The 12597-nt window shown below is 40.3% G+C and carries 13 protein-coding genes; 11 read left to right on the forward strand and 2 right to left on the reverse strand.

Annotated elements, in window-relative coordinates; all coding sequences use genetic code 11:
* The first annotated feature begins 90 nt into the window (after positions 1-90).
* The 9 genes from ACS8FB_RS01410 to ACS8FB_RS01450 all read left to right on the forward strand — a co-directional run bounded on the left by ACS8FB_RS01410 (position 91) and on the right by ACS8FB_RS01450 (position 8420).
* The gene (locus tag ACS8FB_RS01410) at positions 91-828 is read left to right on the forward strand and encodes a uracil-DNA glycosylase (protein WP_439260670.1); all 738 of its coding nucleotides are present in this window, start codon (positions 91-93) and stop codon (positions 826-828) included.
* A gap of 42 nt (positions 829-870) precedes the next feature.
* Positions 871-1425, forward strand: a complete 555-nt coding sequence (tadA, locus tag ACS8FB_RS01415; protein ID WP_439260831.1) for a tRNA adenosine(34) deaminase TadA — start codon at positions 871-873, stop codon at positions 1423-1425.
* 181 nt (positions 1426-1606) lie between these two features.
* Positions 1607-2377: a (d)CMP kinase gene (cmk, locus tag ACS8FB_RS01420; RefSeq protein WP_439260671.1), complete on the forward strand. Its 771-nt coding sequence runs from the start codon at positions 1607-1609 to the stop codon at positions 2375-2377.
* 272 nt (positions 2378-2649) lie between these two features.
* Positions 2650-4338: a 30S ribosomal protein S1 gene (gene rpsA / locus ACS8FB_RS01425; protein WP_439260672.1), complete on the forward strand. Its 1689-nt coding sequence runs from the start codon at positions 2650-2652 to the stop codon at positions 4336-4338.
* 409 nt (positions 4339-4747) lie between these two features.
* On the forward strand, positions 4748-5050 hold the full coding sequence (locus tag ACS8FB_RS01430) for an integration host factor subunit beta (protein WP_068036291.1): 303 nt from the start codon (positions 4748-4750) through the stop codon (positions 5048-5050).
* Positions 5051-5199: 149 nt separating this feature from the next.
* A complete protein-coding gene (locus tag ACS8FB_RS01435; protein ID WP_299216303.1) occupies positions 5200-5607 on the forward strand; it encodes a lipopolysaccharide assembly protein LapA domain-containing protein in 408 nt (135 codons plus the stop codon).
* Positions 5608-5681: 74 nt separating this feature from the next.
* Positions 5682-6380 (forward strand): orotidine-5'-phosphate decarboxylase, encoded by a 699-nt coding sequence (pyrF, locus tag ACS8FB_RS01440; protein WP_439260673.1) that lies wholly within the window; start codon positions 5682-5684, stop codon positions 6378-6380.
* 226 nt (positions 6381-6606) lie between these two features.
* A complete protein-coding gene (locus tag ACS8FB_RS01445; RefSeq protein ID WP_439260674.1) occupies positions 6607-7404 on the forward strand; it encodes a metallophosphoesterase in 798 nt (265 codons plus the stop codon).
* Between the two features lie 242 nt (positions 7405-7646).
* The gene (locus ACS8FB_RS01450; RefSeq protein ID WP_420884184.1) at positions 7647-8420 is read left to right on the forward strand and encodes a histidine phosphatase family protein; all 774 of its coding nucleotides are present in this window, start codon (positions 7647-7649) and stop codon (positions 8418-8420) included.
* 124 nt (positions 8421-8544) lie between these two features.
* On the opposite strand, the gene rpsT is transcribed toward ACS8FB_RS01450, so the two are convergent.
* Positions 8545-8811, reverse strand: a complete 267-nt coding sequence (gene rpsT, locus ACS8FB_RS01455; protein WP_058369082.1) for a 30S ribosomal protein S20 — start codon at positions 8809-8811, stop codon at positions 8545-8547.
* Positions 8812-9371: 560 nt separating this feature from the next.
* Between rpsT and ACS8FB_RS01460 the strand changes: the two genes are divergently transcribed.
* Positions 9372-10097, forward strand: a complete 726-nt coding sequence (locus ACS8FB_RS01460; RefSeq protein ID WP_439260675.1) for an NAD-dependent epimerase/dehydratase family protein — start codon at positions 9372-9374, stop codon at positions 10095-10097.
* Between the two features lie 151 nt (positions 10098-10248).
* Positions 10249-10785 (forward strand): ribonuclease E activity regulator RraA, encoded by a 537-nt coding sequence (gene rraA, locus ACS8FB_RS01465; RefSeq protein ID WP_439260676.1) that lies wholly within the window; start codon positions 10249-10251, stop codon positions 10783-10785.
* A 123-nt stretch (positions 10786-10908) separates the two neighbouring features.
* Here the strand turns inward: rraA and ACS8FB_RS01470 are convergent, their stop codons facing one another.
* Positions 10909-12543, reverse strand: a complete 1635-nt coding sequence (locus tag ACS8FB_RS01470) for a BCCT family transporter (RefSeq protein ID WP_299216288.1) — start codon at positions 12541-12543, stop codon at positions 10909-10911.
* Positions 12544-12597 lie beyond the last annotated feature (54 nt).

Genomic DNA, 12597 nt, shown 5'->3' on the forward strand with positions numbered 1-12597 from the left:
ACATTTTGCTAATATAATAAGTAGGATGCTTTTTATAGTATGGTTATATACTTTTTAAGCTGATTAATAATAAATAAGAAAGGACTTGTTATGGAACTGTTCCATGAGCCGACAACAAAAACCCCAGAACAAAAGCAGGCGATTTTAGATAATGTACGCCTGCCAGAAGATTGGAAAACAGCATTAGCAGATGAATTAACCTCTGAGAATATGGATAACTTGCGGGCTTTTTTAAAAGAATCTTACCAGTCGAATGACAGTATTTATCCGCCAGCACAACTGATGTTTAATGCCTTTAATTTAACGCCGTTGTCACAAGTGAAAGTCGTGATTTTAGGTCAGGACCCTTACCATCGTCCAGGACAGGCAATGGGCCTATCGTTTTCTGTACCTAAAGCCATTCCAAAGCCTCCTTCATTGAACAATTTGCTTAAAGAGATGGCAGATGATATCGGTACCAAACCCCCTGCACATGGTGATTTGACCTATTGGGCACAGCAAGGGGTACTATTATTAAATAGCTCTTTAACGGTTAGAGAAGGTGAACCAAACAGCCATCAAAATAAAGGCTGGGAGCAGTTTACCGATGCTGTTATTGATGTGGTGAATGAACAAACAGAGCACACAGTATTTATATTGTGGGGCAGTAAAGCACAGAAGAAAGGTAAGTATATCAATACTGACAAGCATCTTATCTTAACCGCTGTTCATCCATCCCCGCTTGCTGCAAATCGTGGCGGATTTTTTGGTTCCAAGCCGTTTTCTAAAACCAATGACTATCTAAAGCAATATGGGAAAACGCTAATTGACTGGCAGCTACCACAGTAAATGGCAATGTTTCAATATGATGAGTATCAGCCTGTCTATTCTATGAATAAGCAATTAACAAATGATAAATTTAATTTTCTTCCAATTGCAACGAATACGTTTTGGTCAACTCAAGATGTTAAATGGATGCAAAAAGCTCTCACGCTTGCTCGTCAAGGTGCTGAGTGCGGAGAAGTGCCAGTAGGTGCGATATTGGTACATGATAATCAAATTATTGGTCAAGGGTTTAACGAGCCGATTGGACGCCATGATGCGACAGCACATGCTGAGATTGTCGCATTAAGAGATGCCTGTACGCGCTTGAAAAACTATCGCTTACCACTTAAGACTACTTTATACGTGACTTTAGAGCCATGCACCATGTGTATTGGGGCTCTGATACACGCACGGGTCGATAGGCTGATATATGCTGCAAGTGAGCCACGCGCTGGTATGGTTGGTAGTCAAATGGACTTGGCTGTACAGCCTTTTTATAATCATAGTATCCAAGTGCATAAAGGTTTATGTAGCGAACATAGCAGTCAGATGCTCAAAACTTTTTTTCGTGAACGTCGAAAAAGCATGAAGCAGCGTAAAGACAGTGCTTCTAGTAAATAATATGGTTAATGGATAAGATATAAGTCTTGATACTAGTGATAACGTGGTTTGTTTGCTATAATATTGCCCTATTTGATTGCTAACCAATTAATTGGCTTATTAAACACCTGATAAATAAACTTTAATATCAAGTAAGTATATGAAGCATCGTCTCCATAATATCTGTGATTAAGTGAGTGTTATGACCGTCTCTACACCTGATGACTCTTTACTTAATAGTGAGGATAGTGGTACAACGAGTTTTAAGCGTTATCCTGTCATTTGTATCGATGGGCCAAGTGGTGCAGGCAAGGGCACGGTTACATGGCGATTAGCACAGAGTCTTGGTTATCAACTATTAGATTCAGGCGCGTTATATCGTATCGTAGGACTAAAAGCGTTTGAGGCTGGATTGGTTAGTGCAGACGCCAAACGACCTATCGATGAAGAAGCATTACTGCAATTGACTCAAGGTTTAGATATTGTTTTTGTGCCCAATAATGAGTCAGGGCGGGTCGATATTTTGGTCAATGATGAAGCCGTCGGTGAGCAAGTCCGTAATGAAACTATCGGAGGTTATGCCTCTCAGATAGCGGTATTCCCTAAAGTTCGTCAAGCATTGCTTGAACTGCAACAAAATATGGCTAAACGTTCAGGGTTGGTCGCTGATGGTCGTGATATGGGAACGGTCGTTTTTCCAGATGCTGATGTGAAGGTTTTTTTGACGGCGAGTGCTACAGCCCGAGCTGAGCGCCGCGTAGCCCAATTGCTGAATGCTGGTCAAACAGCAGATTTTGAAGCCATTCTGAATACAATCAAAGCTCGTGATGAACGTGACGAAAACCGAACCACAGCACCGTCAAAACCTGCTGAAGATGCTTTGGTATTAGATAGCTCAATGTTAGATGCTGATAAAGTTTATAAGTTAATTAAAAAGCAATGCCAAGATAAAGGTATTTATTTTAATAGTTAATAAAAACAACATATTACGAACTAAAAACTTTCCTACGATGATTGAATTTAGTATAAAATTATAGTAATCAAGGTTAATAGTGTTTGAAGAAGTATCAAGATCTTTATATAAGACAGTTGTTGCTAGTAAGTAGAATTGACAAGAAGCTTATTATCAACAAACGTTTTTTTATATGATTGTATAAGATATAAAACCAGTATTCTCGTTTTATGCAATCATAAATTTGATCCGTACTGTGCTGGACAGGATACGGCTATACAAAGGTAGACATAATGGAATCATTTGCTGAACTATTTGAAGCGAGCATTGAAGAGCAGGGTCTGGATATTGAGCGTGGCTCAGTTATTACAGGTGCTGTTGTGGCCATCGATAGTGATTGGATCACAGTAGATACTGGTCTTAAATCTGAAGGTATCGTCGCTCGTGAAGAGTTTTTAAGCGAAGAAGGCGAACTTGAAGTTGAAGTTGGCGATAGTGTCGATGTTGTGGTTGAAGCAGTTGACAATGGTATGGGTCAAACCTTACTGTCACGTGAAAAAGCCAAACGCGTTGAGACGTGGAATGTCCTTGAAAAAATCTATGACAACGATGAGATTGTTAAAGGCATCATTTCTAGTAAAGTAAAAGGTGGTTTTACTGTAGACGTGGGTTCAGTACGCGCGTTCTTACCAGGCTCATTGGTAGATGTACGTCCGATCCGTGACACGACGCATCTTGAAGGCAAAGAGCTAGAATTCAAAGTCATCAAACTTGATCAAAAGCGTAACAACGTTGTGGTTAGCCGCCGCGCAGTTATGGAAGCTGAAAACTCAGCTGAGCGTGAAGAGCTATTGAACAAGCTTGAAGAAGGTATTGAGATCGAAGGTATCGTAAAGAACCTTACTGATTACGGTGCATTCGTTGATCTTGGTGGTATCGATGGCTTGCTACACATTACTGACATGGCATGGCGCCGTATCAAGCACCCATCTGAAGTTGTTGAAGTTGGCCAAGACTTAAAAGTTAAAGTACTGAAGTTTGATCGTGAACGTAACCGCGTAAGCTTAGGTCTAAAACAACTTGGTACTGATCCTTGGGACAACGTGGGCGGCACTTACCCAGTCGGTAGTGTGGTTAAAGCACGTGTAACTAACTTGACAGATTATGGTTGCTTCGCTGAAATTTCTGAAGGTATCGAAGGTTTGGTACACGTATCAGAAATGGATCACACTAACAAAAATATCCATCCATCGAAAGTCGTTCAAGTAGGCGATGAGATTGATGTGATGATTCTTGATATTGATGAAGAACGTCGTCGTATCAGCTTAGGTATCAAGCAAACCCTAGCAAACCCATGGGATGAGTTTGATAAAAAGCACGAGCGCGGTGATAAAATCACTGGTACGATCAAATCAATCACTGACTTTGGTATCTTTATCGGTCTAGACGGTGGTATTGATGGTCTTGTTCACTTGTCTGATATCTCTTGGAATGAGACTGGTGAAGAAGCTATCCGTAACTACAACAAAGGTGACACCGTTGAAGCAATGGTATTGTCTGTAGATGCAGAAGCAAACCGTATCAGTCTAGGCGTGAAGCAGTTAAGCTCAGATCCATTTAACGAGTACTTGGTTAGTAATGACCGCGGTGCTATCGTAAATGGTAAAGTAAAAGAAGTAGATGCTAAAGGTGCTACTATTGAACTTGCGGATGAAGTAGAAGCTTACCTACGTGCTTCTGAAATTCAACGTGATCGCGTTGAAGATGCTACTAAGCATTTAAGCGTTGGTGATGATGTTGAAGCGAAGATCATTAGTGTAGATCGTAAGACTCGTAATATCAGCTTGTCTATCAAAGCAAAAGACGAAGCCGAAGAGCGTCAAGCGATTAAAGATCTTGGCGGTGCAAGTGCTACTCCAGCAGCTGGTTCTGATGCTCAACCAAAAACGATTGGTGATCTAATCAAAGAGCAAATGCAGTAAGCTTTAAGTTATAACTATATTAACCATAAAAAAAGCGACTTCGGTCGCTTTTTTTATGATTAAAAATGATGATAGCGCTTAATCAATAAGTACAAAAACAATTTTTCAACGTTTTGTCCAAACTTTGATTCCTATTTGTGTAGAATTCCGCTATCATTTGCTACATTGAGTAAAGAAATGTAAACTCATGCCAAGTGTTTGATTATACATTAACTTTTAAGCGTTATTATTTTTATCTTTTTAAAGTAGCTGTTCTTATAAAAAACAATCGATTAGTTTTGGACGATACTTTGTAGTAATAATAACCAATTGATAACCTAGATATGATTGATATGTAAATAATACATAGCGAAAAATCGCCTTTATTTATCAGTCATATTTTCATTAATTAAAGAAGGCAATTGTAACGATGCAACAAGCGATTAATAAATCCGACTTCATTAGTAATTTAAGTGTGAGCTGTGACACCATGACTGAGATGGTTGTTGATGATGCTGTGCGAGAAATACTAAACTTGATGGTAGATACTTTGGCTAATGATGGCCGAGTTGAAGTTCGAGGGTTTGGTAGCTTTTGCTTGCATCATCGACGTGCTCGTATGGGCCGTAATCCAAAGACAGGAGAGAGCGTACCGGTACCTGCTAAAGCTATTCCTCATTTTAAACCTGGCAAAGCATTGCGTGAAGCAGTCAACGACAAAGTAGCCTCATAGCTCATAAAGACTGATGGTTAACAGAACAAGTATAAAGTAATGGGTACTTATGATTTATCATGACTACTTATTATTTAATTTACTTGTTTTACCTTTGTTAGGTATTAAGAAGCAGGTGTTTTCGCACATTTTGTCGAGGTATGCATATCATGCGCTTTATACTGTTCGTTTTATTATTTTTAAGTTTTGCTTATGCGCTTGGTTTGGTGATAGCTAACAATACCGATATTGGCGTCAACCTGCTGTTCTTACAAGCTCCTACGATGAATTTAGGACTGCTACTCATACTTTGTCTGATACTCGGTATTGTGATTGGTATGCTATTAGCATTATTAATTTTCCGTGTATTACAAAATAAGTGGGAAATATCGCGTTTGCAAAAGTTAAATGCTAATTTGCAAGAACAAGTAACTCAGGCCAACGTCGTTATCGATCGTCAAGCGAATGCGCCGACAGTTGAAGAAGCTGTTTATGGTTCGACAGCGACCAACGTACATGACCAAGCCACGGTTAATGTAGATGAGAGTGCTACGCTTACTAAGCAAAAGCGAGACTAAATTATGTAATGGTTAATCAATGATTCACCTATACATATCACGCTTAATAAATTCAATATTGATATGGCAACATCATGAATAATACAACTAATTCTCCAGTCATCATTGCTTTAGATAATATGACAATGGAAGCATCAATAGCATTGGCTGAGCAGCTAGATCCAGCGCTGTGTCGTTTAAAAGTAGGTAAGGAGCTGTTTACTCGCTGCGGGCCTGATATCATAAAAGCGCTTCATCAACGTCAATTTGAAGTGTTTTTAGATTTGAAGTTTCATGATATTCCTAACACCACAGCACAAGCAGTATTAGCGGCAGCCGAGCTTGGTATATGGATGGTTAATATTCATGCTAGCGCAGGCTTTGAAGCTATGTCTCTGGCTAAACAGCGCTTACTGGATAATGACTTAGATACCTTACTAATTGCTGTTACTGTGTTGACTTCTATGGATAATGACGCATTGATGCAAACAGGTATTACTGATGGTTTAGATGTACAAGTTAGTCGTTTAGCACAATTAACTAAGCAAGCTGGTCTTGATGGCGTGGTTTGTTCAGCACAAGAAGCTGAAACCCTCAAGACGCTGTGTGGTCAAGATTTTAAGCTAGTGACGCCTGGTATTCGTTTACCAGAAGACAATGCCGATGACCAAAAACGTATCTGTACGCCAAAGCAGGCGTTGAATGATGGCGCTGATTATCTCGTGATAGGACGTTCTATTACACAGGCTACGAACCCTGCTGCTAAATTGCAGATGATACTCAATAGTATCTAATGTTTATAATGTTATAAGAGGTGCAGCTTAAACAGCTGCATTTTTGCTTTTTGTAGGTAGCAAAAAAGGTGCTACACTATTTAACTTTATATGTATACCAGTTGCGAAACTATGATTGGCAGTGTCAAACTTGCTCAGTGCTAAGCAAACCACAAATAGAGTACTTATGCTTGTGATCATTGTTTGATGCTTCTACAGCTGGTGTTATTAGACAACAATGGATAATATGAAATTACAGATACTAAGTGACTTACATATTGATAGTTATGCACGTCAATCACATCCCGTAGGTCATATTCCCAAAACTGACGCTGACGTGGTATTAGTAGCAGGGGATACTGCCAACAGCGATAGTGGTATGCCATGGTTACAGGAGCAGGCAGAACGTCTGCAAGTGCCCCTTATTACCATCGCAGGCAACCATGAGTACTTTAATGAAGATGTATTGCATTTTGATAAAAAATTAGCCACTTGGGACAACTATAATACCGATTCGCAGCTAGGCGTTCGCGTCTTACAGTGCCAGCATCTCGATATTGGTGAGGTACGTATTTTGGGGTGTACGTTGTGGACAGATTATCAGTATCAAGCCAATGAAGATACGATGGTAGTTGCTAAACGTTTTATGCGTGATTATAAGCAGATATATGCAGGTAATGGGCTATTTTCTCCTGAAATATCGATTGAGCTACATATTCAACAGCGCCAATGGTTAAAGCAGGCGTTGATTGAGGCGCAGCAATTAGGAAAAAAAACAATCGTGATGACTCATCATAGTATTAGCGCCTTATCGGTCTCTGAAAAGTATGCTACGCTGCCCAGTAACGCAGCTTTTGTTAGTGATTTATCTAGCTGGATGCATAAGGATTGGGCACCAACCCTATGGGTACACGGCCATACCCATGAAGCGTTTGATTACCGTATTGGTAATACCCGCGTGATTGTCAATCCTCGTGCATATCCTAACGAAGTTAGTAGCACTGAGATTGAGTTTGCGTGGGATAGAGTTATCGATATTGGCTAGCATATCTTGAATGATGTGAATTATGCGATACAGCCTACACAATGCTGCCTGTAAGCCATGAGCATTTGGTGTTGTAGTCTCTATATGACTTATCTATCGTTATACTTTGTTACTGACATTTTTATTGTTGGTCTGCTCATATTTCGTTCACTAGTATCCAATAATCTGCTACGCTAGCTGCTATGAGTAAATTTTCTGAATCATCACGTTCTGAGCAGTCCAATGCTCAAAAGCCTCTTAAGATGAGCGCGCCTGCCCCAGCGCATCTGCCTGATAGTATGATTTCTTCGGTTAACTTGTTACCCGAGAATAAGCGCTTGATTTTGTTTACTAGACACTCTTTGCGTGAGCGCTCCGATGGTAACGGGTTTGCCAGCTACCAGCTGCCACTTACACCTAAAGGACGCGTATTAGCAAAGTCTTGGGGACGCTGGTTAGCTGGTCATCTACCATATTCTCTCGACGTAGATAGCATCTCAAGCCCTATTGGACGTTGTATTGATACTGCGCAGCTAATGCAAGAAGGGGCAGGATTACAACGACCGATAGCGCATCAATCGTTATTGGTTGAGCCAGGTAGCTTGGTTACTGAGCCTGAAATTGCGAATGCAGTCTTTAAAGAGATTGGTGTGCTCAATTTTATTAATCGTTTTTTACAAGGTAACCTTGAAGGTACAAAAAATGCCTATCAAGGTGGACTCGATATTTTATCGCTTTTTTATCAAAACCAGCCACAGCATGGACATTTAATGTTGGCAGTGAGTCATGATACGTTACTATCTGCTTTTTTAGCGATAATGTTCGATGTGATTGAGATTGATTGGAACGACTGGCCCAAAATGATGGAAGGCGTGTTTTTATGGTTTGATGATAAGCCATTTGAGCAGGCTAATGCATATTTTGTTTGGCGCGGTGAGGTTTATGTTCGCCCGATCAATACGTTAATAGATAGCTACCGTGCTGCTGGTTTTCATCCTAGTAAGCTATTATTACCGCCGAAAGTGAGATGGACGTAGTATTAAAGCGGCGCGAGGCTAAAACTACAAGGGACAGTATTAAATATGACATTTTGAATAGATATAAAAAAACCTTGCCACTAGGACAAGGTTTTTTTATGAACGCTTGTTAAAGCTACTAATCTTAAGCTTGAAGAGCTTTGATAGCTTTGTTTAGACGGCTCTTACGACGGGCAGATTTATTCTTATGAATAATGCCTTTGTCAGCCATACGATCAAGAACAGGTACCGCTTTTTTATAAGCTTCGGTAGCTGCATCATAATCTTTAGATTCGATTGCCGCGTCGACACGCTTTAAATAAGTACGAACCATAGAGCGTTGTGACGCTGAGTTTTGGCGACGTTTAGTGTTTTGACGGGCGCGTTTACGAGCTTGTGCAGTGTTAGCCACGCGTATCTCCTTTATGAAAGACAGATAAAAATATGAATGTTGATTGGAATAATGAGTTTAACAATCATCGGTGACGAGCAGCCGTCTCGTCAAACATGATATCGATGTTCAATATTAGACTTCCTAATATTAATAAATCATCGGTAGCGTCAAAGCCATCTGGAATAATTAAATAGCTATGACATGTAAAGCCGGATATCTTAGCAAATTATTGCGCTTAGAACAATATATTTGACCATCAAAGCGAAAAGAAGTTGTATGTGTCGTTATGCTAATATGTATAAAGTTAGGTATATAGATAAATAGTGGTTAATAATCGAACCATTGATAAAAACTTTTACAATAAATCATGAATAGTAGCGACAGTTATAGGGTAACTTAGTTATGATACTGCCCTATAATATAGGGCATAGTCCGTTTTACGTAAAACCAGTAGGTTACTAGCCACGCACTGTATGGGTTTTATAGTGAATCGTCTATAGTACGACTCGAAAACCATAAACCTAAAAGTCATAAAATAGTCTCTATAATACTTTACGATTATGAATAATGGATAGGATATGCAGCAAAAAGCAATTTTAATTGGCGCGACAGGCTTGGTTGGTCAGCATCTTGCGAAGCAGCTTAGTGAACTCTATGATACATTAATAGTCATTGCCAGACGTCCACCGAGGTATATAAATGCTAGTATGAGATTCTATCAGGTGAATGACTTTGATAACTTAGCCGACGTTTTTGCAAACATCGGTGTGGATGCTACAACGGATGCTTTCAGTTGCCTTGGTACAACTAAGAAGCAAGCAGGCAGCGATGAGGCTTTTCGAAAAGTAGATTATGACTATAACGTAAGTTTTGCCAAGTTATGCTTTGATAAAGGGGTTAAAAACTTTTTTTTATTGTCTGCAATGAATGCTGACGTTGACAGTCGGTTTTTATATAATAGAGTAAAAGCAGAAACTGAACAAACCATTATGAGCCTAGGGTTTGAGCGTTTGGCTGTTTTTCGTCCCTCATTATTATTGGGTAAGCATAAAGGTCGACCAATCGAGAGCATTAGTCAAAAAGCCTTTAAAATCATCTCGCCTTTAGTGTCTGAATCATTACCGCTGCATCCCATTTCAGCCAAACGTGTCGCGATTTCGATGGCAATGACCGCCCATGATATGTACGAACGTCGTAAATACAGCGATTATCGTTCTGAATCAAAGCTCTCTGAATCAAAGCCCAGTATGACTGATATTATCGAGAATAAGCAGATGCTAGCGATGACTCGTGTCAAAAAATGAATCACGACATTACTATGTCGGTAAGTTAGGCCAAACGACCAAACTTGTTTGGAAGATAATAGCCTAAGCATTTGCTGATAAAGTAATATCAATAATAGCAAGACCATAGATTGCAAAATAACTGATAGTCATTAACAAGGAGTAAATAGCTATGTCAGAATCAACAGCAATGAATAAAGAGAACTTTGTAACCTGTGATTTATTGGATGCCAATCCTGAATCACAAGTCTGCTTACCAAATATTGAGGGCAAGACCTTTCAGAGTTTTGGCGCAAAAGATAAGTTTTGCGGCGAAATTGTGACAGTAAAATGCTTTGAAGATAATAGCCGTGTGAAGGCATTATTGAATAGTAATGGCAAAGACGATAACGGTGCAGGCAAAGTGTTGGTCGTCGATGGTGGTGGTTCAATGCGCTGTGCGCTGCTCGGCGATATGATTGCACAGTCAGCGATTGATAATGGCTGGGCTGGAGTTATTGTGTATGGCTGCGTCCGTGATGTCGATGACATGGCGCAAATGAATATCGGTGTGATGGCATTAGGCTGTATCCCGCGCAAGTCAACACGCCGAAATGAGGGTCAAACAGATATTGAAATTAGCTTTGGCGACCTGACTTTAAATTCTGGCATGTTTGTCTATGCAGATAATAATGGCATTATTGCAAGTCATAAGTCTTTAATAGCGTAAAGTATTGTTAGTATAAATCGATTGTAATTATAAATAATTATATATTATAAGTAATTATATGATAATTAAAAAACCCAGTTCAAATTACGGAACTGGGTTTTTTGGTTGAAAGTAAATGATTCATTAGTATTTTTCAAGCTCTGAGAGTAGTTGTTCGCGTGCTTTATAAATCCTGCGTAGACCAAGCCATAAGCTAATACACATAACGATCAACACCGAGGTAAAAGGCAAGCCCGTACTTACTGAGCCTGCTTGAATGGTTTTTAGGGCTTGCGCACCGCCGCCATAGAGAAGAGCAATAGCGATAAGTCCTTGAGCAACAGCCCAAAATATACGCTGATATATTGAAGCTTCAAGCTTACCACCTGCCGTAATCGTATCAACCACTAAAGAGCCTGAGTCTGATGAAGTCACAAAAAACACCATTACTAGAATAATAGCAATTAAAGAGGTAATGGTCCCTAGAGGAAGATTTGCCAGCATCTGAAATAAGGTTAAGGAAGCATCACTGACCCCTCCTGCCAGCTCACCGACTTGATTATCATATTGGCTCAATCCTGACTGTCCAAATACCGTCATCCAGACGATGGTTACAAGCGTAGGGGCCAACATTACTGAGGTAATAAACTCACGTACTGTACGGCCTTTTGAAATACGAGCAATAAACATACCTACAAAAGGTGACCAGCTGATCCACCATGCCCAATAAAACACTGTCCAGCCATGAAAGAATTCGTCGTCACCGCGGCCTATAGGATTCGATAACGGGATAATATAAGTTGCATAATCAACAGCAGTGGCACCGATTTTACTCAGCAATCCGATTGAGTTGCCAACGAAAAACACAAACAGCAACAAAGATAAAGCGACTAACATATTGACGTTACTCAATAGCTTAACCCCGCCATCAAGGCCACGTGCTACAGATATTGTAGCAAGAGCAGTCACTACAACTATAATGGTAATCTCAAGCGAATTACCTGCAAAGTCCCAACCAAACAAATAATTAAGTCCGCTGGCCGCTTGTTGAGCACCCAAACCCAGCGAAGTCGCTAGACCAAATATCGTTGCTAGTACGGCCAATATATCAATAATATGACCAGGCAGCCCCCATGTCTTTTCTTTAAAAATAGGATAAAATACGGAGCGCATGGTCAATGGGAAGCGAAAATTGTAAGCAAATAGGGCCAATGACAAACCAACTACTGCATAGATACCCCAAGGGTGCAAACCCCAGTGGTACATGGTCGCACCCATAGCAGCATGGTAAGCTTCAGGGCTGCCTGCTGCGACACCAAGTGGTGTACCTGCCCAACCGCTTGCATAAGCCAATGGCTCAGCCACACTCCAAAACATAAGGCCGATGCCCATGCCAGCTGCGAACAACATGGAGAGCCACGAGCGCCGATTGAACTCAGGTTTGGCATTTATACCGCCAATTCGGATGCTGCCATAGGGAGACACAACCAATATCAGACTAAATATCACCATAATATTAGCTGTGCTGACAAAGAGCCAGTCAAAACCATTGACCACCCAATCTTTAGTACCATTAAGCCAAGAATTGGCTATATTCGGTAGTAATAAAGCAAATAATACAAAGCCAACAACGGCAATAGCGGTAAAGAAGAATACAGGTCTGTGTAAATCTAAACCCAATATTTCAGTGTTATTTTCACCAACTGTATGTTCAGTGGTATAAAGCCTGCGACGAAATTTATCGAGAAGGGGCTTTGGAATCTGTTTTTGCTCGTTCATAGGTGACGAATCTCCTGATGAGTTAGCTGAGCTGGACACCGTCAAAGTATCGAC

The organism is Psychrobacter sp. 1U1 (assembly GCF_051847535.1).
GTDB classification, from domain to species: Bacteria; Pseudomonadota; Gammaproteobacteria; order Pseudomonadales; family Moraxellaceae; genus Psychrobacter; species Psychrobacter saeujeotis.